The sequence below is a fragment of the Variovorax sp. H27-G14 genome, from assembly GCF_046156345.1.
Classification (GTDB): domain Bacteria; phylum Pseudomonadota; class Gammaproteobacteria; order Burkholderiales; family Burkholderiaceae_C; genus Variovorax.
This window is the reverse complement of record NZ_JAYLVN010000036.1, coordinates 1-19,572: the sequence shown is the minus strand read 5'-3', so window position 1 is coordinate 19,572 and position 19,572 is coordinate 1. Positions and strand designations below refer to the sequence as shown.

General features: G+C 61.8%; 28 protein-coding genes. 17 read left to right on the top strand and 11 right to left on the bottom strand.

Annotated elements, in window-relative coordinates; translation table 11 throughout:
• Positions 1-6: 6 nt before the first annotated feature.
• The 5 genes from VLK31_RS35425 to VLK31_RS35405 all read left to right on the top strand — a co-directional run bounded on the left by VLK31_RS35425 (position 7) and on the right by VLK31_RS35405 (position 2,909).
• The gene (locus VLK31_RS35425; protein WP_409173179.1) at positions 7-477 is read left to right on the top strand and encodes a chemotaxis protein CheB; all 471 of its coding nucleotides are present in this window, start codon (positions 7-9) and stop codon (positions 475-477) included.
• A 253-nt stretch (positions 478-730) separates the two neighbouring features.
• Positions 731-1,216, top strand: a complete 486-nt coding sequence (locus VLK31_RS35420) for a GAF domain-containing protein (RefSeq protein ID WP_409173178.1) — start codon at positions 731-733, stop codon at positions 1,214-1,216.
• 124 nt (positions 1,217-1,340) lie between these two features.
• Positions 1,341-1,562: a hypothetical protein gene (locus tag VLK31_RS35415; protein WP_409173177.1), complete on the top strand. Its 222-nt coding sequence runs from the start codon at positions 1,341-1,343 to the stop codon at positions 1,560-1,562.
• A 240-nt stretch (positions 1,563-1,802) separates the two neighbouring features.
• A complete protein-coding gene (locus VLK31_RS35410; RefSeq protein WP_409173176.1) occupies positions 1,803-2,504 on the top strand; it encodes a helix-turn-helix transcriptional regulator in 702 nt (233 codons plus the stop codon).
• 33 nt (positions 2,505-2,537) lie between these two features.
• Positions 2,538-2,909, top strand: a complete 372-nt coding sequence (locus VLK31_RS35405; protein ID WP_409173175.1) for a VOC family protein — start codon at positions 2,538-2,540, stop codon at positions 2,907-2,909.
• A gap of 246 nt (positions 2,910-3,155) precedes the next feature.
• On the opposite strand, the gene VLK31_RS35400 is transcribed toward VLK31_RS35405, so the two are convergent.
• From VLK31_RS35400 to VLK31_RS35390, 3 genes are all read right to left on the bottom strand, one after another.
• Complete coding sequence (locus tag VLK31_RS35400) at positions 3,156-5,153, bottom strand: diguanylate cyclase domain-containing protein (RefSeq protein WP_409173174.1); 1,998 nt, start codon at positions 5,151-5,153, stop codon at positions 3,156-3,158.
• A 166-nt stretch (positions 5,154-5,319) separates the two neighbouring features.
• Positions 5,320-7,077, bottom strand: coding sequence for a chloride channel protein (locus VLK31_RS35395; protein ID WP_409173173.1), 1,758 nt, complete (start codon positions 7,075-7,077; stop codon positions 5,320-5,322).
• A complete protein-coding gene (locus VLK31_RS35390) occupies positions 7,074-7,496 on the bottom strand; it encodes a MarR family winged helix-turn-helix transcriptional regulator (protein WP_409173172.1) in 423 nt (140 codons plus the stop codon). Before VLK31_RS35390 ends, VLK31_RS35395 begins: the two co-directional genes overlap by 4 nt.
• 296 nt (positions 7,497-7,792) lie before the next feature.
• On the opposite strand from VLK31_RS35390, the gene VLK31_RS35385 reads away from it, so the two are divergent.
• Both VLK31_RS35385 and VLK31_RS35380 read left to right on the top strand, forming a co-directional pair.
• Entirely contained in the window at positions 7,793-7,942 is a 150-nt protein-coding gene (locus VLK31_RS35385) for a hypothetical protein (RefSeq protein WP_409173171.1), read from the top strand.
• 23 nt (positions 7,943-7,965) lie between these two features.
• Positions 7,966-8,265: a tyrosine-type recombinase/integrase gene (locus VLK31_RS35380; RefSeq protein WP_409173170.1), complete on the top strand. Its 300-nt coding sequence runs from the start codon at positions 7,966-7,968 to the stop codon at positions 8,263-8,265.
• Between the two features lie 116 nt (positions 8,266-8,381).
• Here VLK31_RS35380 and VLK31_RS35375 read toward each other — a convergent pair whose 3' ends face one another.
• Complete coding sequence (locus VLK31_RS35375; RefSeq protein ID WP_409173169.1) at positions 8,382-8,648, bottom strand: hypothetical protein; 267 nt, start codon at positions 8,646-8,648, stop codon at positions 8,382-8,384.
• Positions 8,649-8,929: 281 nt separating this feature from the next.
• On the opposite strand from VLK31_RS35375, the gene VLK31_RS35370 reads away from it, so the two are divergent.
• Positions 8,930-9,469, top strand: a complete 540-nt coding sequence (locus VLK31_RS35370) for a hypothetical protein (protein WP_409173168.1) — start codon at positions 8,930-8,932, stop codon at positions 9,467-9,469.
• A gap of 315 nt (positions 9,470-9,784) precedes the next feature.
• Here the strand turns inward: VLK31_RS35370 and VLK31_RS35365 are convergent, their stop codons facing one another.
• From VLK31_RS35365 to VLK31_RS35340, 6 genes are all read right to left on the bottom strand, one after another.
• Positions 9,785-10,468, bottom strand: coding sequence for a histidine phosphatase family protein (locus VLK31_RS35365; protein ID WP_409173167.1), 684 nt, complete (start codon positions 10,466-10,468; stop codon positions 9,785-9,787).
• 403 nt (positions 10,469-10,871) lie between these two features.
• Complete coding sequence (locus VLK31_RS35360) at positions 10,872-11,189, bottom strand: type II toxin-antitoxin system YafQ family toxin (protein WP_409173166.1); 318 nt, start codon at positions 11,187-11,189, stop codon at positions 10,872-10,874.
• Positions 11,143-11,451, bottom strand: a complete 309-nt coding sequence (locus VLK31_RS35355; RefSeq protein ID WP_409173165.1) for a type II toxin-antitoxin system RelB/DinJ family antitoxin — start codon at positions 11,449-11,451, stop codon at positions 11,143-11,145. The genes VLK31_RS35360 and VLK31_RS35355 overlap by 47 nt, the downstream gene beginning before the upstream one ends.
• A 923-nt stretch (positions 11,452-12,374) precedes the next feature.
• Entirely contained in the window at positions 12,375-13,235 is an 861-nt protein-coding gene (trfA, locus tag VLK31_RS35350; RefSeq protein ID WP_409173164.1) for a plasmid replication initiator TrfA, read from the bottom strand.
• A 10-nt stretch (positions 13,236-13,245) separates the two neighbouring features.
• Entirely contained in the window at positions 13,246-13,569 is a 324-nt protein-coding gene (locus tag VLK31_RS35345; RefSeq protein ID WP_409173163.1) for a hypothetical protein, read from the bottom strand.
• 1 nt (position 13,570) lies between these two features.
• Positions 13,571-14,269: an AAA family ATPase gene (locus VLK31_RS35340; RefSeq protein WP_409173162.1), complete on the bottom strand. Its 699-nt coding sequence runs from the start codon at positions 14,267-14,269 to the stop codon at positions 13,571-13,573.
• A 198-nt stretch (positions 14,270-14,467) separates the two neighbouring features.
• Between VLK31_RS35340 and VLK31_RS35335 the strand changes: the two genes are divergently transcribed.
• The 5 genes from VLK31_RS35335 (at position 14,468) to VLK31_RS35315 (ending at position 17,092) form a co-directional block, all read left to right on the top strand.
• Positions 14,468-14,653, top strand: a complete 186-nt coding sequence (locus VLK31_RS35335) for a hypothetical protein (protein WP_409173161.1) — start codon at positions 14,468-14,470, stop codon at positions 14,651-14,653.
• 321 nt (positions 14,654-14,974) lie between these two features.
• Complete coding sequence (locus VLK31_RS35330; RefSeq protein WP_409173160.1) at positions 14,975-15,349, top strand: response regulator; 375 nt, start codon at positions 14,975-14,977, stop codon at positions 15,347-15,349.
• A gap of 112 nt (positions 15,350-15,461) precedes the next feature.
• On the top strand, positions 15,462-15,707 hold the full coding sequence (locus tag VLK31_RS35325) for a hypothetical protein (RefSeq protein ID WP_409173159.1): 246 nt from the start codon (positions 15,462-15,464) through the stop codon (positions 15,705-15,707).
• A 160-nt stretch (positions 15,708-15,867) separates the two neighbouring features.
• Complete coding sequence (locus VLK31_RS35320; RefSeq protein ID WP_409173158.1) at positions 15,868-16,359, top strand: hemerythrin domain-containing protein; 492 nt, start codon at positions 15,868-15,870, stop codon at positions 16,357-16,359.
• Between the two features lie 196 nt (positions 16,360-16,555).
• Positions 16,556-17,092 carry a low affinity iron permease family protein gene (locus VLK31_RS35315; protein ID WP_409173157.1) on the top strand — a complete coding sequence of 179 codons (537 nt, stop codon included), beginning with the start codon at positions 16,556-16,558 and terminating at the stop codon, positions 17,090-17,092.
• Between the two features lie 22 nt (positions 17,093-17,114).
• Here VLK31_RS35315 and VLK31_RS35310 read toward each other — a convergent pair whose 3' ends face one another.
• The gene (locus VLK31_RS35310) at positions 17,115-17,327 is read right to left on the bottom strand and encodes an alpha/beta fold hydrolase (RefSeq protein ID WP_409173156.1); all 213 of its coding nucleotides are present in this window, start codon (positions 17,325-17,327) and stop codon (positions 17,115-17,117) included.
• Positions 17,328-17,638: 311 nt separating this feature from the next.
• Here VLK31_RS35310 and VLK31_RS35305 point away from each other — a divergent pair, with 311 nt between their 5' ends.
• From VLK31_RS35305 to VLK31_RS35290, 4 genes are all read left to right on the top strand, one after another.
• Positions 17,639-17,905, top strand: a complete 267-nt coding sequence (locus tag VLK31_RS35305) for a hypothetical protein (protein ID WP_409173155.1) — start codon at positions 17,639-17,641, stop codon at positions 17,903-17,905.
• Positions 17,906-17,983: 78 nt separating this feature from the next.
• Positions 17,984-18,193 carry a hypothetical protein gene (locus tag VLK31_RS35300; RefSeq protein ID WP_409173154.1) on the top strand — a complete coding sequence of 70 codons (210 nt, stop codon included), beginning with the start codon at positions 17,984-17,986 and terminating at the stop codon, positions 18,191-18,193.
• 29 nt (positions 18,194-18,222) lie between these two features.
• Positions 18,223-19,212 (top strand): tyrosine-type recombinase/integrase, encoded by a 990-nt coding sequence (locus VLK31_RS35295; RefSeq protein WP_409173153.1) that lies wholly within the window; start codon positions 18,223-18,225, stop codon positions 19,210-19,212.
• Between the two features lie 140 nt (positions 19,213-19,352).
• Positions 19,353-19,572 (top strand): chemotaxis protein CheB (locus VLK31_RS35290; RefSeq protein WP_409173152.1); only part of this gene is annotated, 220 nt, incomplete at its 3' end.

Here is a 19,572-nt window from a genome sequence, read left to right as displayed (position 1 = left end):
GCAGCTATTGCGGTCGTGTTGCACACCCATGCAACGAGCCCGCGGTACATGGCCGGCATCCTGGACAGGCATAGCAGCCTTCCCGTCGCATACGCAATAGACAGGGACGAGCTGTCCCCCGGCCGCGTTTACTTAGCCCCTCCGGGTACACACCTGGTGGTTCGGCAAACCCGTCGCCTAGGCCTTGACTCGGGCCCCAAGTTCAATTTTCACCGCCCTACCGCGGATGCCCTATTTACGAGCGCCGCCCGCGTCTTCGGGCGGCAGGTCATTGGGGTCGTTCTGACAGGAGGCGATGGTGACGGCAGTAGAGGGCTGCAGGAGGTGAAAAAGCACGGCGGCACATCCGTGGTGCAGAGCCAGACAGATGCGCAGGCACCGGGTATGCCGATAAATGCGATTCTTCATGACAGTCCTGACCATGTCCTGCCACTGGATCGCCTTGGCCCACTGTTAAAAACTCTCTTGGCGACCTGATTGAGAAACTGACCAGGAGCAGGTGAACACCCAATATTCGGGTGTCATACTGAACGGACAAGCTCTCGAAAAGAGCTAAAGCTTTATCCTCTCGTGCCAAGCGCATTATCTGCGCGAGATGTTGCGCGAGGCGAGCCAAAAAAACCCCGGCGCCAGGGCCGGGGAATCCGGTTGCTGTCACACATCGGAGGCACGAATTTAGACTCTTGGGTGCCTGTGCAATGTCAGACAACACAACCTTTGCTCCACTCCGATGCGACCCGATAACAAACGCGTATTTGCCAACTTCGCTGTGAAGGTCCATGGCGCCGAACTGCGTGAAGCGCTGGCCGACCTTTTAAGGCTGACCGACTATCGGTTCATCGGGATCTGGCGCATGCAGGGCGGCAAGGCCAATGCTGCAGTGCACTACGACCGCGAAAATCCTGAGCAGCTCAGCGCCGTGGAGGTGCCGGCCACGGCAACATACTGCTGTTACGTGAGGGAGTCTGGCCAGCCTTTCCGTACGCCGAATGCACTGGTAGATACCCGACTGACAGCACATCCTGCCCGCGAGCAGGTGCTGTCTTACTGCGGCGTGCCAATCATGGACAGCTCCGGCGAGATCCTTGGGACCCTTTGCCATTTCGACGTGGTTCCGCGAGATCCAGAACAGGTCGACATAGAGTTGATGCTTAGCGTGGCGAGCTTTCTCGCTCTTGGCCAACATGTTCCGGCTTACCCAAAACACGCGTCGTGAACATCAAAATTTCCTTTTGGAGTCAGACAGTTTTCAACGCGGCCTTCAAATGCCTGCCTAGCACCTGCCCTGCAGGCGGTCATGGTTGCAGGTCAGTTGTGAAGTGCCGTCGCATGGAAAAACCATGAACTCTCCAAGCCTTTTTGAGAAGGAACTGGCCCTTCGAGCGGCTGGGTTTCATCTGATCCCGTACCCCACCCATGGCCCCGCCACGGCTCGACCGACTCAAATCGAATCAGACTGGGCGTTGCTGGAAGCGGGGACAGCATGGGAAGAAGAAATTCACCGGCTCTACGCCGAATTGATCGCAAGCGACCAGGGACGGCATCTGGACTTGCGGGCCTGACCGAACGACCGCTGCCCGGCGCATGGCTGACGCTCGAATTCGAAGGCCGTGGGACTGTTCCCGATCCAAAGCTTTCGCCCCCTGGTCGGATTTGGGTGCCGGAAGCTGACCAGCGAGAGTTCAAAGGTGGACGGCGGCTTCGGACCTGTTGCCGCCACTGGGCCCTTCGATTGGAACGAATGGAAGCGGGCAGGCGCGCCGGTGCCCTAACATTGCGTGATGTCGAGATCCGAACGTCTCTTGCAGCTCATGCAGTTGCTGCGTCGCCATCGAAGGCCTGTAAGTGGGTGGGAACTGGCCGGCGAAATGGCCGTGAGCCTGCGGACGCTGTATCGAGACATCGCCAGCCTGAAGGCACAGGGCGCCGAAATCGACGGGGAGCCCGGATACGGGTATGTCATGAAGCCTGGCTTCGTGCTGCCGCCACTCATGTTCAGCTCGGTTGAAGTCGAGGCGCTGATGCTCGGAATGCGCTGGGTTGCCGACCGAGGAGACCCTGTCCTTGCGGCTGGTGCTCGCGACGCCGCGGCACGAATTGCTGCTGTGCTCCCCCGTGCCTTGCGACGCGAGTTGGAAACGTCCGCATTGCTCGTCGGTACTAGTCTGCGCAAGTCGGCGCCCACCGCGACGATCGAGCCGATGCGGGCAGCGATACGAGGTGGCCTCAAGATGAAACTCACGTATCGAGACAAGCAAGGCGCGATCTCGCATCGTGTGATTTGGCCGTTTGCCGTGGTGTATTTTGAGGAAGCGCGGGTGTTGGCCGCGTGGTGCGAGTTGCGCGGTGACTTTCGAAATTTCCGGGCCGACCTGATTGTTCAGCTGGAGCCGCTCGAAGAGCGCCAACCGAAGCCAAAAAATGTGCTTCTGGATGCATGGCGGCAAATGCTAAAGACGAGTGGCCTCACCATACTGCCGGAATCTGACAGCCTCCCTTTCTAGACTCCAGGTCTCATTCGACAACTGGAGAGTCCCTTGAACTTTGCATCAGTCCGCCTAGTCACGAACGACGTGGAACGTCTTGCCTCTTTCTATGCCCGCCTGTCGGGCGTGGCCGCAGTACATCTTGCCGACGGCTTCGCTGAAGTACGCCTACCGGGCGCAACACTCGCAATCAGCTCCGAGGCCTTGATTCAACGGTTCAACGCTGGCGCGGCGCCTGCGGCGGCCAATCGCTCGGCGATCCTTGAATTCGAGGTTGAGGACGTCGGTGCCGTGCTGTCTTCGCTTGGAATTGGCGTCGAAGTGGTTCAAGAGCCCACAGTGATGCCCTGGGGAAATCGCTCGCTTTTGCTTCGAGATCCAGATGGCAGCTTGGTGAACGTCTTTTCTCGCCCGCAGCCTTGATATCAGCGGCCGCCGCCGCCGGCCAGGTCACGATGATGGCCGTCGGACCGCGACGGAGTTCGACGCGGATCTTTGCCTTCGCTGGTGCCGACGCCTGCGGCATCGTTACCGGGATGAAGGGCGGTGACCGCTCGTGCAGCGTAAGCGACCACTCTACTCACCTTGACGACGCAGCGCAGATCGATTGGGGTGTGAGATCGTGGGGCATCCTTTCTTCAACGCGGCTGTTCAGATGCGTGGGAGCTGCTATGCGCGGAACACGGCCACGGCGTTGCGTCCTCGCGCCTTTGCCGCGTAGCAGGCCGAATCGGCGGCGCTCAGGACGGCAGCTGCGTCCTTGAAAGAGGCATCAACGGCGACCACACCTATGCTCGCGCCCACGCCGAACGAATGGCCGTTCCAAACCAATCGATAGGCTTCGACTGCGAGGCGCAGCTTTTCCGCGACCTCTGTTGCGCTTGGCAATGCGCATCCACGAAGCAGAATGGCAAACTCATCGCCGCCGAGGCGAGCCACGGTGTCAGCCAGGCGCACCTGGCCTGCCAGAGCGCTCGCTACATCGCGCAAAAGAGCGTCGCCCGCCGAATGGCCGCCCGTGTCGTTGACCTGTTTGAAGTGATCCAAATCGATGAACATCGCGCAGAACGGCTCGTCGACAGCGCGCGCGGTGGCTGCTTCCAGCATTTCCTCGAAAGCGGCGCGGTTGGCCAGCCCGGTCAGCGAGTCGTGACTTGAGGTCCAGGTGAGGCGCTCGCGCTGCGCGCGCGACGCTGTGACGTCCTCCACTGTCCAAATGGTGCCCTTGGAGCGGTCCCCCGGCGCCACAGCCCGTCCACGCAACCGGGCCCAGAAGACCTTGCCTTCGGAGCGCATCAGCTCGACCTCGCCATTGAACGCTCCGTCGCGCATGAAGGCGGGGCCCGCACGCGCGGAGAGCTCGTCATAAGCTTCCTGGGTGGGATAGATAGTGGACGCAGGCCGGCCTACGAGATCGCCTCTCTTGAGTCCGAACACTTCGCAGAACTCCCGGCTCACCATCTCGAATCGACCCTCACGCGTGAGCGCGATGCCGATGTCGGCGTGGTCGAGCACGGCCTCGATTTGCGAGAGAAGGGCGTCGGTCTCCTCCTGCTTCTGGTGGCGCTGCTCGACCACCCGCGCGAACGCTCGTCCCAACTGTCCCACCTCGCCGTGTCCGCGAGGCCAATCCTCCGCGGAAAAGTCGCCCTCCGACAACAGCAGGTTGGCACGCGAGCGAAGCCGGGAAATCGGACGAGTGATGAGCCACGCCAGCCCGCCGGAGAGTGCCGCCACCGCGAGCGCCACCCAGGCGGCGGAGCGCCAAGCTGTCTTGCGGGCGGAAGCCAACGGCGCGAGCACCACCGCCAAGGGGGTCAGGCGCACCAAAGTCCAATCGGTGTCTGGGATACCGGCCATCGCCACCAGGTGCCCCCGGCTCAACGTGGTCCTGGCGATGGTGTCTATCGAACTGCCGGACGCACGCCAGAGTTCGAATGCGTCGGTAAGCCCTTGCTCGTCGGCCGCACGTCCCAAAAGACGCACCGGATCGGTGTGAGCCATGAGCACCCCCTGGCGGTTCATGACAAGGACGCGCGACGCCTTCTCGCGAACTGTGCGCGCCGCCGCAGAGAAAAGGTTGTTCGAATTAAGCGCCAACACCCCGGCGAGGACTCCCAGCACCTCGCCGCCGGCGCCCCGCACGGAGATCGCCATGACGACCACGGGCGTATTGACGCGCTTGGCCGCCAACGGCTCGGAGATGACGGGCTGGTCGGTCTTCAGCGCCTGCTGGAAATAGGTCCGATCGCGGATGTTGGGCAGGTCCGACGAGAGCTTGCCCAGGGAGACGCGCCCGAGCAGATCGCCACTGGACCGGGCCGCAAGAACGCCCTCGAACAGCGATCCAAGGGCCGCGTTGGCCAGCAGGTACTGCCGCATGGCCTCTGGGTCGGTCCACATTTCGTCAGGAGACTGCCGTGCCGCTGCCTTCAGCGCGTCACGCAGCATGTCGACCTTCGTACCAAGCAGCGTCGCGGTGCGCTCGGCGTCCTCGCCTTCGCCCTGCACCAGGATTTGCTCCATGTTGCTTTCGGTAGTAACGAACGCGAAATGGGCAGTGACGACGGCGGCCGCCGCTGCGGCCGCCACGGCAATGGCGACGATCTGGAACTTGAGCGTGTAAATCCAGGCCAGACGTCGGCGAGTCGGGCGGGCAATGTCCATCACAGGAATGCTACTCCCGTGCGCTTCAGCGGCATGCATCCGGCAGCATCGTCTCCGGCTCAAGGGACAGTCTCAAGGTGAGCCGACTGGCCGCTTACCGTGCAGCGCTTGCTCCAGAACATCGAGCACAAAGTCCGTGAGCATTGAATTACTGACCCCCCAGCACTTAGCCCTGCCAGGGCAGTCCGCGCACGCGCTCGCGCTTTTCTTCTTCCTCGAAATGCGCCAGCGAAGGCTTGATCAGGTCGCTGCGCGCCACGAGGCCCACCAGTGCCAGTGACTGCGCGTCCTTCACTACAGGCAAGCGTTCGAGCCTATGACGCGCTAGACGGGTCGCGACCATGCGGCAGTTGTCGCTTGGCAGCGCGAAGTACAGCGGCACATCGGCGCAGGCATCGCCCACCGTGGCAATCGGATTGCGTGTGCCCAGCGCGGCCAGCATTGCACGGTCGGCCATACCGATCACCGCACCGTTTCGTAGCACCGGAAACGCGCGGTGTGCCTGCCCCTCGCCGAAGAACTTGAACATCGCCTGCGCCACCGGCAGCGCCGCGTCGATGCTACGCACTTCGCGCGTCATCACTTCGTCGACCGAGTGGCGCTCCAGCGGATCGATGCCGTATTCGCGGTAGATGTGATAGCCGCGGCGCGCGATCTTCTCAGTGAGGATCGAGCGGCGCATGGTGAGCACCGTGAAGCCGTAGGCCACCGCCGAGGTGGTGAGCAGCGGCAGCAGCGCATTGCTGTCGTGCGTGAGGCCGAAGGCGAAGATGGTAGCGGTGAGCGGCGCGCGCATTACGCCTCCCAGGGTGGCCGCCATGCACACCAGCGGCCACAACATCGGGTCGTTGCCGGGCAGCACGTGCGACAGCACCGCGCCCAGGCCAGCGCCCATCATCAGCAGCGGCGCGAGCACGCCGCCCGAAGTGCCAGAGCCCAGCGAGATGACCCAGATGACAGCTTTCACGGCCAGCAGCGCGGCCACCACGCCGAGCGCTAGATGTCCGTGCAGCAGGTCGCCAATGACGTCGTAGCCCACGCCCAGCGCGCGCGGCTGGAAGTACCCGCCGATGCCCACCGCCAGGCCGCCAATGGCGGGCCACCACATCCAGTGCACGGGCAGCTTGCCGAACCAGTCCTCCACCTTGTAGAGCGACAGCGACAGCGAGGCCGACAGCGCACCGCACAGCACGCCGGCCACCACGCAAGACAGCATGGCCAGCGGGCCGGGCACGGCCGTCTGCAGGGGGAACAGCGGCCCTGCGTCCATCAGCAGCGGCCGCGTGAAGCCCGCGACCGCGCAGGCGACGGCCACCGGGAGCAGGCTGCGCGGTCGCAGCTCGAACAGCAGCAGCTCGACCGCCAACAGCACGGCGGCCACCGGTGTTCCGAACACGGCCGTCATGCCAGCGGTGGCGCCCGCCACCAGCAGCGCCTTGCGCTCGGCGGCAGTCAGATGAAAGTACTGCGCGATCAGCGAGCCGATAGCACCGCCCGTCATGATGATCGGCCCCTCGGCACCGAACGGGCCGCCGCTGCCGATCACGATGCCCGAGGACAGCGGCTTGAGTACCGCGACCTTCGGCGACATCTTGCTCTTGCCGAACAGGATTGCCTCGATGGCCTCGGGAATGCCGTGGCCGCGGATCTTGTCGGAACCGTAGCGCGCGACAAGACCCACTATGAGCCCGCCGATCACCGGCACCACGATCACCCAGGCGCCCAACGTGTGCGTGGCCGGCGAGCGGTCGACCAGCGAGAAGGTCTGGAAGAAGAAGAGATTGGTGAAGAAGCGGATCAGATCGAGCAGCACGCGCGCAGCCACGGTGCTGATGGCGCCGATGGCGATGGCCATGGCGGTGATGCGCAGCAGGCGCGCGTTGAGGGCAAAGTCGCCACGAGGGGGGTGGGAGGCTGGGGTCATGGTGCGTCGGGAAGATCGATCTGCGGCACCTTGAACGCGCCCTTGAGCGACAGGAGTTCCGCGCGGTGCAGTTCGCCCAGGCGCTCGAGCAGCTTCTGGCCGGCGGGCAGCAGGTGAATCTCGACCTGACGGCGGTCTGTGTCGCTGGGCCGGCGCGCCACGAGTTCGAGCGCCTCGCAGCGCGTAACGAGCGCCACCGCCCCATGCGGCTGCAACTGCAGTCGCTCGGCGATCTCACCGACCGACGCCCATTCGCGGCCGGGCGAGCCCTTGATATGAAGCAGCACCAGATACTGCTGCGGCGTGAGGCCTTCGCCCTGTGCGGCGCGCTCGGAGAAACGCTCGAAGCGGCGCATTTGGTAGCGGAATTCGGAGAGCGACTCGAAGTCTTTTTTACTAAGCTTGCGGACGGATGACATGACCGAGAGCAAATGGGAAAGACCGAATATATCACGTCATGATATATTCGTGCGACATGCGTGTCATCAGAACTGCTGCGACCTCTGCCCTAGATTTGACGCTCTGCAGCGGACAGCATCGTCTCCGACTCGCGGAACAATCTCAAGCTGGTTGACTGGTCGCTTCTGCAACTACGTTGGCTTGGTTGAGAGCATGTCCACATGGGTCCCCTTCGCAGCCGATCGCCGGAAAAGCCCGTCGTGCGATCGACGTCACCACGCCGGTCGGCCTACGTGATCGCGCCTTGATCGGGTTGATGGTCTACACCTTCGCCCGGGTCGGCGCCGCGATCGGCATGAAGGTCGAGGATGTCTATGTGCAGGGTCGCCTCACCTGGGTGCGCCTGCACGCGAGGGGCGGCAAGGTCCACGAGATGCCCTGCCACCACCACCTTGAGCAGACGTAGATGCGTATCTAAGCACTGCAGGCGTGGGGGACGACACGAAGGCGCTTCTGTTCCACTCGGCCAAAGGACGGGTAGGGCAGCTGTCAACGCTGCCAATGAGCCAGGCCTACGTCTACCGCATGATCGGCCGCTGCGCCGCGGCCGCCTCGGTTGACACCAAGGTCGGATGCCACTCCTTCCGCGCCACCGAGTACCTGCGCAATGGCGGAAAGCTCGAAGTGGCCCAGCAGATGGCCAACCATGAGAGCGCCCGCACGACCGAGTTCTACGACAGCCGACAGGATCATTTGTCGCTCGACGAGATTGAACGAATCCTGATCTGAAGAGTACATCCAATGGGCTGTCTGCTCACAAAACTGGGTGACTGGACACCTGCGCCGGGCGTTGCATCGAGCCGGCCGTGCCTGTTGACACCGCCGTCCAGACCCTCAAATGGTGACTACTTCTTCATTGGCTCGGCAGCGGTTCCGCTCTTCGTCATGGTGGCGCCATCCTTCTTCATCAAGTCGGAGCACATGGCGTCCTTCTTCATCTGAGCGTCGTCCTTCTTCGTACCGGCTGGGGACATTGCCATGTGCTCCTTGCACTGCTGCAAGGTCATGACCATGGTGCTGCCACTGTCCTTTTTCATCGCTTCCTGGGCGTACGCGCTGCTACCTGCCAACACCAAGCCGATGCCCAAAAGGGCTGTTGCGAAAACTTTCATGACGCGTCTCCTGAGATTGAAAGCTCCAGCCTGGGGCCCAAAATTTGGGCAGGAATCGGAGCAAGGCCTGCGCCGCCGTAGGCAGTGACGCCTGCGCTGACGTTGACGCCCAAAAATGGCCCTTCCGTGCATTGATTAGCAGGAGCCCTGTACCTACATCGAGATGGGCCAATTTCTACGGCTTGCGACCACTTTGAGCTCGAGGATGAATGTGCGCGTGCGCTACGCGCTCAACGCCAGTGCCACCCCCGGTAGCACTGGCCAACCTTGAAGGATTGATCATGAATACCACCACCTCCGCCGATTCCGGCCGTCTCGTCACCGGCCTTTTCCCTGATCGTGCCAGCGCAGAGAGCGCCTATGGCGCCACCCAGGCGCGTGGCTACTCCAAAGATGACGTCAACCTGGTGATGTCGGATGAAACCCGAACTCGCCACTTTTCTGATGAGGCAGGAATTGAAACGGAGCTCGGCAACAAGGCTGCCAAGGGAGCCGGCGTTGGCGGCGCGATTGGAGGCACTGTTGGAGCCACGATCGCGGCCATCGCCGCCCTCGGAACGAACCTCGTGCTACCCGGACTCGGCCTGGTGATCGCTGGGCCCCTGGCAGCGGCTGCAGCCGGCGCTGGTGCCGGCGCTGCGAGCGGCGGCCTGATCGGCGCGTTGATCGGATGGAACATCCCTGAAGAACGCGTCAAGGACTATGAAAGTGGCATCCAAAAGGGCGGAATTCTGATGGGTGTGCGTGCGAAAAGTGACGAAGACGCGCTCCATTTTGAAGACCAGTGGAAGCAAAACCGCGGCGAGCACATTTACCGCTGATTATTGATTGCAGGTTGCCCGCCTGACGCTTTCTTCGGGCGGACGGCGAGCCACTTCGCTCTCGAAAGGGGCACGGTGCTCGCCGGCTACACCTGAGCTGACATTGCCTAGTGCCTGGTTATGAGCTGTGCATTTACGGCACCGCGACATGGCTCAACCAACCGGGCTATGTCATCAATGACGTTTCCGCCTGCAGCATGGGCGTCACCCCACAAGCGAAGAATGCTGAGCGCAACTGGGTACTCAGCAACCAACTGCTCAATCGTGATTCCGCTCTGCGCTCGCTTCTCCCCATGGGCCTGCGCCGAGGTGATCCTACTGTCTCGTGACTTCCCTAAGGTCTGAAAGGCATTGGGCGCTTGCCGAAGAGAGTTCAGGATGATCTGCTCGGACGTTTAGCAGGCGCCAAACGCCGGCTTTGTAAACGACCCCCACCTGGTCGACGTTAAGAACGGGAAACTCTGCGCTGAACGGCCAGAAGTGAGCCATCTTCTGCCTGGCGGTCCAGGTCGGGTGCGACAGTGTCACCCGCACCGCTTGCATGAACTGGCCATGGCTAAAGGCATACACCAGCGCGTTCGCCGGCAAAGATTCGAGTCGCTGCAGGGTGAGGTCGACCCGCTGCAGCAGCGTGTCGAAGCTCTCGGCACCGGGGCCGTCGCAATAGGCAGGATCTGCCGTTTCCCAAAATGCTTCGATATGAGGAAGTCGCTCCGCGCGTGACGTTCCGTTCCAGCGCGACGGCTCAAGGTACGTGAACTCCTCCATCGGCACCACTTCCACAGGGACGCCCGGGTAGCGCTTGATCGTGGGCTGGGCGGTGAGGTGCGTGCGCAGGTAGGGCGACAGCACGATCAGGTCCGGCCGGTGCTCCCAGCTGGCCGCGACGGCGGCCGCCTGGGCATGCCCTGCCGCCGTGAGCTCGAGCTTCGACAGGTCGAACGACGGCACGCCGGCGTTGCCGGTGCTTTCACCATGGCGAACAAAGATGACTTTCATTTCCCCCCTGTGCGTCGCCCAGGATGGGCGTCGCTGAAATTGTGACCCTCGACCGCGTTCACAGGATTCCCGTTGAGCACCGCAGGTGCGAATAAGGGAGCGAAGAGATAGAGCCGGCGCAGCCGGTGCTAGCTCTTCGCCTATCCTGCCCCGCTGTCTCCGTCCATTAAATGGCATGCGTGTTGGGTTGAGTCTCGATTTTCCGCAAGCGGAAATCCATTTCTTCCCGACCGACGATCCATCGGATGCCGGTAGAAACGCTGTGGATGCGCGATCCACACGTGGCTTCGCCACGTGCGATCACGTTGTTGACTCCAAGGAAGGAAACCTCTGGTCGTTTTTTCCACCGCTGAGCCGCCAAAAAACGGCCGTGGATGCCGGGCGGCCGATTGGCTGGCCACCCCTACTCGAACAGCTCGGCGTGCGTTCCGAGTCGCACAAAAGTGATGTGCTCGCCGGCGACCTGGTAGATCAGCAGCAAGTCGCCCTTGACGTGGCACTCGCGGTGGTCCGCCCACTCGCCCTGCAGCTCGTGGTCGAACCACTCTGCGGGAAGCGGACCGTCATTGGCCAGGAGCAAAAGCATTGCTTCCTTGGGCCGATTCATGTCGTGGCGACCGGAATGCGACAGGCGGGTCCAGTCCTTGTGGAACTGCCTGGTGAACGACGAGCTTTTAGGAAGGCTTGCGTGCTTCTTTTTTTGGGGCGCTTTCGAGGGCATCGAAAAGACTTTCAGAGTTCTCGAAGCGCTCGCGGGTGGACTCCCGAGCTTCCACCATCGCTGCGACAGTCGTGGCATTGGGCTGTCGCACCGCGAACGGCAAGCCCTTCTCATCCACCACCTTGCGCAGAAACAGTCGGATCGCGTCGCTCAGGTCCAGACCCAGGCTTGCAAGCACCTCGACAGATTTTTCCTTGAGTTCGGGCTCGATCCGCGATCGGATCTCCGCCGACTTCAGTTTTCTTTCAGCATGTGCCTGCATGTAATTTCCGATGGTGGGTGCGGAGGCATGTAGCCATTTGGCCGCGATATGTGGGGAAGCAGAGCGTCGTCATTGTAGCTACATCGACGCTACAAATCTAGGCAGTGTAGCAATCGGGACGGTTGAAGGTCATCGATCTTTAATCCGATGGATCACGCACAGAGGCTGTCGAATGCTTTCCCTTCACCCTACCCTGCCCTAAGAGGTGATCGAGCCTCTACGGGCCTCTACAGCGCTAGGACGAGCCCACTTTGACCTTTGCGCCCCTTTGTTGCCAAGCCGTTTTGGGTGAGACCTTGTGTCGAGGGCGAAGCCCTGGCAAGCGCAGCGCGCAGGACTCGCGAAGCGAGCCGAAGAGGGGGGTCGGCGCGTAGCGCTCTTCATTTCCCCCCTTGGGGGGACTGTTATGAAGGCTTCTACGCTCGCCTATGCGTTCCATTTCTTATAGATTAAAGAAAGATTAGAAGAAGATTAGTGTTTTAGGGCGGCACGCGTAACCCGTTGATACAGTTGGGGATTTTCGATTTTCGAGAGTGCCACTGGGGAACAGAATGCCGTGCCACCGGGAGCGGAATGCCGTGCCACCGGGAGCGCAGTGCCGTTGCGCCGGGAGCGGAATGCCGTGCCCTGGGGAACAGAATGCCGTGCCATCGGGAGCGGAATGCCGTGCCGTTGTCCACAGGGAGCGGAATGCCGTGCCGTTGTCCACAGGGAGCGGAATGCCGTGCCGTTGCCCACAGGGAGCGGAATGCCGTGACCTCTCTCCCTTTGACCGGCCACAAAAGGCTCGTTTCGCATGCAAACTGCGCTCCCATGGCCCCCGATCGGGAGCGGAATGCCGTGCTTTATGTAGGCACTCCCTCTGCGCCGCGCCGCCGCGCTGTGACTTCGGGCTGCGAACCGGGAGCGGAATGCCGTGCCTCTCAGCGCTCGAGGTACCGCTTCTGGCTCTTTGAAGGACGCCGCGTCACCACCACGCAGTCGTTCTCGTCGATCAACCAGCCCGTGATCGACGTTTCCTTGGTCACCAGCAAATCCAGGGCGGTGCGAAGCAGCTTGCGGAAGTCGCCCAGCCGCTGGGACGCCTTGGCGCCGCATAGATCGCGGATCGTGGCCACCTTGTAGGGAATCTGAACTGCATGGCTGCTGTAGAAGCCGTGCAGCCATTTGGCTAGGTTCGCATTGCCCAGCTGCTGCCGCTCGCTCCAGTCGATGTACGTGTTCCCAGCTTGGTAGAGCTTGAGGAGCTGCGGCGACACCTCGATCACGTAAGTCTGCGCGGCCTCGTCGCGGTAGTAGCTTTGCACCATCGTTCCACCAAACGCCTGCCCTTCTTCCTTGATCGTGATTTCGACCACGGCACCCGTCAGCCGCGAAATATCTTCCTTCAGCTGCTCATGCTGCTCCCGGCCGTGATGCCGGCCCAGCATCGTGAGCATGGAATGCGCGGAAAACCGCACCTGCGAACCCAGATCCTGCGTTCGCGCCAAGTGGATGATGGTTTCCCATGTATCCAGATCGGTCTGGTTCAGGCGTTCGCCTTTGAACCGGACTTCGATGCCCTTCACGGACGCCAGCAACGTCCGCTTCTTGACGACATCGCGCACGTTGCTGATGCTGAAAAGAGCGCCGCGCAACAGCGCGTTCGGCACCGCACGAACCGAATCGGGCCAGAGCGGCAACTGCGCCGGCAGCGCTTCCTGATTGCCGGCTTGGCGCGCCAGCTCGGCATTGGCCTTTTCCACCCGCGCTTTCAGCCACTCCTCGGAATCCTTCTTGTCCATCGCAGCGCCCTCAGACCGTCTTCTGCGTGGCGGTTTCCAGCGCCTGCAGCGCCTGGTCGAGCAGTTCTCCCAACGGCACCCCCCGCTGGTCTGCCAGCCGGTAGAAGCGGGCCACCGTCTCGGCTGTGGCCTTGACGTTGAGTTGCTGGTTACGGCCTGTCGTGTAGCGCCGGCGCTTCAGCGCCGCCTTGGGTACCGTCTCGGCAACCACCGGCTGCCGGCTCGGGAAACCCATCTCGGTCGCAATGCGCTCGATCTGCTGAGGCTCGACCGGCTTTGGCTGCGCCTTGGGGGCGAAGTCGCTCAGGTCGTTGAATGGATTCACTCGGCTCATGTCAAGCCTCCTTGGCGGTTTGTGCTTCGGCCGTAGTCCCATGCCCTGCCCTGAGCAAACCGATCACCTCGGCGGCGAACGCTTCGGCATTGGCAATGGCTTTGTCCAGGTTGCCAACTTCGGCGGGGTTCAAGCGTTCCAGCGGTTGGCGGAACGAGAAAACAGCCCGGAATGCTTCGCGCTCGTGCAGTTCGGCCTTGAGCACCGGCACGCCGGCATCAAGCAGCCCGCGCTGGATGTGCGCCATGTTGCGCGTGCGAATCGCCACGCTCGTACGCGTCAGCAGCACGGTGAAGGGCACCGGCCGCCTTGACATTTTTTCCTGCTGTTTGATCACGCGCAGCGCCCGGCTGGCCTGCTCCGCATCAAGCTGCGAGCCCTGCGTCGGGACGATGACCAGGTCAGCCTGGCTGACCGCCAGCAGCACGATCTTCGCGGCCGTGCCTTCCAGGTCGACCACCACGAACGGGGTCAGCGCGGCCGCCTCCTCGATCCGCTCCAAGATGTTTTCCTCGTCAGCATCGGCGATCACCGTCAGGTTCGGCGCCTCGGCAGCACCCGCCCAACTTTTGATCGGGTGGTTCGGATCGGCGTCTATGACCGTCACCGGTGCGCCACGCGCCAGCTCACAAGCCAGGATCAATGCGGCAGTGGTCTTCCCGGCACCCCCCTTGGGACTGACAAAAACAATCGTCGGCATGGCATCCCTTAGCTATCTGGTAGCTACCAATATATCACCGATATCGGATAGCTATATGGTATCTTTTAGATATCTAATTTATTAGGTAGCTACCAGATATCTTAGACACTCGGTCATCTCGCGCTTCAGCATAGTTGGCGGGCGGTTAAAACGTTTGCTGCAGACGCGACGTTGGAAAACTCGCCTGGATCCTGTTCGATGCCATGGTGTTTCCCAGATCGGCCCGACGCAGTCGAAGCGCTCGATGCCGATGCCCACACGCTCGAATTTCTGCGGGTACCGTACTGGCACTGCAAGCCGATCCTCGCCTTCGGCGCCTCCCAGGCGTTGCTGGCCGAGGCGCAGATTCCGGCGTTGCCGGATGGCTCAGCAGCACCGGGTTGAACCTCGCCGACGCAGTGGATGCAGACGCTGCGACCGCTGACTTCATCATGGCGATCGTCTCGCCGCAGCAATACGGCCGGGAAAACGATCCGCCGATGGTCTGAAGAGAGCGATCCGACCGGCCTTCAAGAGGTCGGAGCCTGCGGGCAACCTCAAGTACGAGCTCCACGGCCCAAGATGCATGGTCACTGGACCCTCATCAAAATCAAGAGCCTGGCACATCTATGCAAAAAGCGGGTAGGTTTTCTCTGGCGGGACGAGTACTGCAACCCTCACGTCCTCGAAGAGCAGCTAGCAGCATGGTCACCCAAAAAGGGACTTATGACGCTGCTTGTATTTTTGGTCGAAGACGACCCCGCCATTCGCGCAAGTTTGGTCAACTCGATGTCGAGCTTGCTCGATGTGCGCTTCGTTGGGCATGCCACAAGCGAGCAGGAAGCCATCCACTGGCTCACAAGCCATCGAGGTCAATGGAATCTGGCCGTCGTCGACCTGTTCATCGAGGGAGGCACGGGGTTTTCGGTGATGGCAAGCATCTCCCGCCCGCTTCAAAGCGAGCATGTCGTCGCATTGACCAATTCTGCAACGCCGGAAAACAAGCGTAGCGCCTTGCAGTGCGGCGCTCATGCGGTGTTTGACAAGACTGCAGAGATTGGCAATTTCTTTGTGTACTGCGAGTCTTTGGAGGCTGCCTGATCCCCTCGAGCGGCCTGACGCGCAGCGACAAGGCAGTGATCCTCTCAACGCGGTTCGGTGAGGCGTACCTGACGCTGAAGAGGCCCCCCAACCCAAGCACCTCAACAAACACATGAACCTTATTGACCTTCTTCAGTGGCCGGCGTTCGTTGCATCACTGGGCGCTGCTTGGCTGGTGGCCTCGAATGCCAAGGCTCGCCGCAACATTGGCTTCTGGGTGTTCTTGGTGAGCAATGTGCTCTGGACGATCTGGGGTTTGCACGAGAGCGCCTACGCACTGATTGCGCTGCAGGTTTGCCTGGCTGTCCTGAACGTCAGGGGCCTGCGCAAGACCGACGACGCTAAGAACGCGAAGTAGTGAATCAGGGAGGGCGCGAGCTTCTGCAACCCCTGAAAGCACGCCTCAGGGTGTAGTCATCGAAATGTTTCGTACGTAGTGAACAGTGGCGGTCCTACGTGAACTGAATGGCCTTGAATCCTAAATTGGTGGCCCCTACGAAAAGAACCGGAGAAGAAATATGGCCTCAACACGTGCTCCAATCGATGCCTGCACCCTGCTGGACGCAGATCACCGAAAAGTAAAGACGCTTTTCAAAGACTTCGAGGAAGTCGCAACTTCCAAAGCCAAGACCGCCGCTGCCAAGCGCCGGGCGCTCGCAGACCAGATCTGCCTCGAACTGACTGTCCATGCGCAGATCGAGGAAGAAATCTTCTATCCCGCGCTGCGCGCGGCGATCAAGGAAGAAGACCTGCTGGACGAGGCCGAAGTCGAGCACGCCAGCGCCAAGGAACTCATCGCGCAGATCCAGTCGGGCGATGAGAGCGACCCGAAGTGGTCGGCCAAGGTCACTGTGCTGGGCGAATACATCGACCACCACGTGAAGGAAGAGCGCAATGAAATCTTCGTGAAGGCACGCGCTGCGAAGAAGCTTGACCTTGTCGGCATGCGCGAGCAGCTAACCGCCCGCAAGGAACAGCTGATGGAAGAGAACGCAGGCGCCACGGCCTGAGAGCCGTGGCGACCTATTGCCACGGTGCGCGTTAGTGCGCCGGCGCGTCGATCTCGTTACTGGTGTAACCCTTGAGTCGCTCCGCTCCGGCGTTCCAGCTATCGACAAAACCCTCTCGCGGGTTTTATTTGCATCGTAGCGTTGACAAAGTTGGGGGTGGTCAGGCTCTTCACAGCTTTGGGATAAAACATCGGTTATGGCCTCCCACCTTCCCTCTCCCGATTCCGACGAGCCGCTCGGCTCGATGCCCGACACCTCGAGCTCGTCTTACGCCCAGCGCTCTGCGCTGCTTTCGATTTTTGATCGCTTTGCCAGCCGCGTGACACGTTGGGCGGGCTCGCCGGCAGCCTTCTGCCTGGCTCTGGCCGTGGTGGCTCTGTGGGCGGCGATGGGGCCGGTATTTCGCTACTCGGAGGACTGGCAGTTGGTAATTAACACCGGCACCACCATCGTGACCTTTCTCATGGTGTTCCTTATCCAGCAAAGCCAGAACAAGGACAGCGTGGCGCTTCATTTAAAGATCAACGAACTGTTGGCCGCCAGCCAGACGGCGAGCAATCGGATGATCGGCATCGAGGATCTCGACGAACAAGATCTGCGCGAGGTGGCAGCGTTCTACAGCCGGCTTGCGGCCCGGGCCAACGCCGCAGGGCCGATCAAGGAGCGCCACTCGATCGATGAGGAAGAAGGCGTCGCGACGGCCGCTGCACGGTCAGGCGCCCCCGGCGGTTAGCGAGGCGCGCACTTGCGGGCGGTCAACCCGTCAAGAACTCGACCAACGAGTCGATCGGCGCAGGCTTTTCATGGTGCAGCCAGTGGGTGGCCCCAGCGACGTGGATCACTTCGCCTTGACCGCAATACTGAATCGCAGCCTCGGCGAAGTCCTTGCCCAGCGCGGAGTCCAAGTCACCCCACAGCACGCGCACCGGCATCCCGGTACGCGCGTGCGAAGGCCGGGGCATCGGCATCGCCCGGTACTGAAGCAGTCCGATGTCGGTTATCTGGAATGGCTGGATGCGATCAACGAGGCTTCGCGCCGAGCATGGGCGCAGCCATTTCGTACTACACGATGTTCACCCTGGCACCCTTGCTTGTGCTGGTCATTGCAGTGGCGGGCTGGCGTTCCTGCTGATGGTCTCAGTACCTTCACCTCATCTTTCCAGCCATATGCCCAGTGCTGGCTCGGCCTATGAGGAAAAAATTGCCAAGGCACGAACGCGGTGGAAGCGTACAAGTAAAACCTGAAAATATGATTGATAAAGGACGTTATCATTCATGAATGAAGACGTTCGACAGGAAGGCAAAGATGGACGAGATGGAAACGCTCGACTGCCAGGGCTGGCACTTCCTGTGCAGTGGCGAGCAGCTGCCTACCGGTGAGTTCCATGCGGCCGTGCGTTACAAGGCGCCACCTGATGGCCAGGTTCGCACGCTGTTTCTTGATCCCAATCGATACGACTCCGCAAAGCAGGCGCTAGAGCGCGCCAAAGAAGTGGCGGTGAGGTGGGCCCATGCGCGCGGCGGCGACGGCCGTGGGGATGCTTGACCTGACGCTTGGCGCTCATACCCCCAGCAGGGGGCTACACCCGCGCCGGCGGCACCGGCAGCTTTCCAAGAGGCCTCCATGGAACCCGTGACGATCACTGCAACGCTGGAGCCGCATGTAGCCACCCAGCTCGCGCAGTTCTGCAAGCGCAGCACCTTCGACATCTTCTTTGAGCTCACAGAGGCACACCTGCCGCACGAGGAGCGCACGGCCAGGGCCGATCAAATGATTGCCGGCATAGGCGCCGTGGCCACGGCCCTGGCCGACGCCGGCACCGCGCCTCGGTGAGCACGCAGCGAGGCCCGACATGAACGCAGATGCTTGATCTGACGCTTGAGAACCGCGGCTTGGTCGAGGACGGCACCTCGGCTTCAGTCGCCTCCCGCCTGCCGGCGCTCTTTACGCCGACGCCGGCAGCAGCAAACCGAACGCTGGAATTCTTCACCGCCAACATCCGCAATCCGAACACACGCAGGGCCTACGCGCGCGCCGTGGTGGGGTTTGCGACCTGGTGCGAGGGTCAGGGACTCCACGAGCTCGCGGCGCTGCGTCCGGTTCACGTCGCCGCCTACGTCGAGCAGCTGCAGGGCCATCTCTCGGCACCCTCCGTGAAGCAGCACCTGGCCGCGTTGCGTGTGCTGTTCGACTGGCTGGTGGTCGGCCAGGTCGTGCCCTTCAACCCGGCCAGCGCGGTGCGCGGCCCGAAGCACTCGGTCCGAAAGGGAAAAACACCCGTGCTGACCGCCGAGGAGGCGAGGGCGATGCTCGACGCGATCGACGTCACCACGCCAGTCGGCCTGCGCGATCGCGCCTTAATCGCCTTGATGGTCTACACCTTCGCGCGCGTCGGTGCGGCCATCGGCATGCGCGTCGAAGATGTATACATACAAGGCCGTCGCACCTGGGTACGCCTGCACGAGAAGGGCGGCAAGGTCCACGAGATGCCCTGCCACCACAACCTCGAAGAGTACGTCGATGCGTATCTAAGCACCGCCGGGGTGGGTGACGACAAAAAGGCGTTTCTGTTTCGCTCGGCCAAGGGGGGAGGTGGGCAGCTGTCAGCGCTGCCGATGAGCCAGGCTGACGTCTACCGCATGATTGGCCGCCGCGCCGCGGCTGCCTCGGTCGACACCAAGGTCGGATGCCACTCCTTTCGCGCCACCGGCATCACCGAGTACCTGCGCAACGGCGGAAAGCTCGAAGTGGCTCAGCAGATGGCCAACCATGAAAGCGCACGCACGACAGGGCTCTACGACAGGCGGCAAGACCAAGTGTCGCTCGATGAGGTTGAGCGGATCAGGATCTAAGTGAGAGGCCCTATACCCGCCAGCGGCACACCCGTCGATCTGACAACTCCGCATCGCGGGCGGCCGCGTCAGGGGCATTGTGCGCAGGCTGAAATTGATCTCCTATACCGCTGACTTCCAGCCGGCGCACAACATCGTCTATGCGGCAATTCAGGCTCATTGTTATTGGCGCTTCTGCCGGCGGTCTCGAAGCGCTTAAGCGCGTTCTGACCGACTTTCCAGCTAAGCTCCCGGCAGCTATTGCGGTCGTGTTGCACACCCATGCAACGAGCCCGCGGTACATGGCCGGCATCCTGGACAGGCATAGCAGCCTTCCCGTCGCATACGCAATAGACAGGGACGAGCTGTCCCCCGGCCGCG

Excerpts from the sequence above, each read along its gene's own strand:
- VLK31_RS35420 (WP_409173178.1), top strand. The coding sequence starts at position 731 with ATGCGACCCGATAACAAACGCGTATTTGCCAACTTCGCTGTGAAGGTC.
- VLK31_RS35415 (WP_409173177.1), top strand. The coding sequence starts at position 1,341 with ATGAACTCTCCAAGCCTTTTTGAGAAGGAACTGGCCCTTCGAGCGGCT.
- VLK31_RS35400 (WP_409173174.1), bottom strand. The coding sequence starts at position 5,153 with ATGGACATTGCCCGCCCGACTCGCCGACGTCTGGCCTGGATTTACACG.
- VLK31_RS35395 (WP_409173173.1), bottom strand. The coding sequence starts at position 7,077 with ATGACCCCAGCCTCCCACCCCCCTCGTGGCGACTTTGCCCTCAACGCG.
- VLK31_RS35390 (WP_409173172.1), bottom strand. The coding sequence starts at position 7,496 with ATGTCATCCGTCCGCAAGCTTAGTAAAAAAGACTTCGAGTCGCTCTCC.
- VLK31_RS35385 (WP_409173171.1), top strand. The coding sequence starts at position 7,793 with ATGGTCTACACCTTCGCCCGGGTCGGCGCCGCGATCGGCATGAAGGTC.
- VLK31_RS35375 (WP_409173169.1), bottom strand. The coding sequence starts at position 8,648 with ATGAAAGTTTTCGCAACAGCCCTTTTGGGCATCGGCTTGGTGTTGGCA.
- VLK31_RS35370 (WP_409173168.1), top strand. The coding sequence starts at position 8,930 with ATGAATACCACCACCTCCGCCGATTCCGGCCGTCTCGTCACCGGCCTT.
- VLK31_RS35365 (WP_409173167.1), bottom strand. The coding sequence starts at position 10,468 with ATGAAAGTCATCTTTGTTCGCCATGGTGAAAGCACCGGCAACGCCGGC.
- VLK31_RS35360 (WP_409173166.1), bottom strand. The coding sequence starts at position 11,189 with ATGCCCTCGAAAGCGCCCCAAAAAAAGAAGCACGCAAGCCTTCCTAAA.
- VLK31_RS35355 (WP_409173165.1), bottom strand. The coding sequence starts at position 11,451 with ATGCAGGCACATGCTGAAAGAAAACTGAAGTCGGCGGAGATCCGATCG.
- trfA (WP_409173164.1), bottom strand. The coding sequence starts at position 13,235 with ATGGACAAGAAGGATTCCGAGGAGTGGCTGAAAGCGCGGGTGGAAAAG.
- VLK31_RS35345 (WP_409173163.1), bottom strand. The coding sequence starts at position 13,569 with ATGAGCCGAGTGAATCCATTCAACGACCTGAGCGACTTCGCCCCCAAG.
- VLK31_RS35340 (WP_409173162.1), bottom strand. The coding sequence starts at position 14,269 with ATGCCGACGATTGTTTTTGTCAGTCCCAAGGGGGGTGCCGGGAAGACC.
- VLK31_RS35335 (WP_409173161.1), top strand. The coding sequence starts at position 14,468 with ATGCCATGGTGTTTCCCAGATCGGCCCGACGCAGTCGAAGCGCTCGAT.
- VLK31_RS35330 (WP_409173160.1), top strand. The coding sequence starts at position 14,975 with ATGACGCTGCTTGTATTTTTGGTCGAAGACGACCCCGCCATTCGCGCA.
- VLK31_RS35325 (WP_409173159.1), top strand. The coding sequence starts at position 15,462 with ATGAACCTTATTGACCTTCTTCAGTGGCCGGCGTTCGTTGCATCACTG.
- VLK31_RS35320 (WP_409173158.1), top strand. The coding sequence starts at position 15,868 with ATGGCCTCAACACGTGCTCCAATCGATGCCTGCACCCTGCTGGACGCA.
- VLK31_RS35315 (WP_409173157.1), top strand. The coding sequence starts at position 16,556 with ATGGCCTCCCACCTTCCCTCTCCCGATTCCGACGAGCCGCTCGGCTCG.
- VLK31_RS35310 (WP_409173156.1), bottom strand. The coding sequence starts at position 17,327 with ATGCCGATGCCCCGGCCTTCGCACGCGCGTACCGGGATGCCGGTGCGC.
- VLK31_RS35305 (WP_409173155.1), top strand. The coding sequence starts at position 17,639 with ATGAAGACGTTCGACAGGAAGGCAAAGATGGACGAGATGGAAACGCTC.
- VLK31_RS35300 (WP_409173154.1), top strand. The coding sequence starts at position 17,984 with ATGGAACCCGTGACGATCACTGCAACGCTGGAGCCGCATGTAGCCACC.
- VLK31_RS35295 (WP_409173153.1), top strand. The coding sequence starts at position 18,223 with ATGCTTGATCTGACGCTTGAGAACCGCGGCTTGGTCGAGGACGGCACC.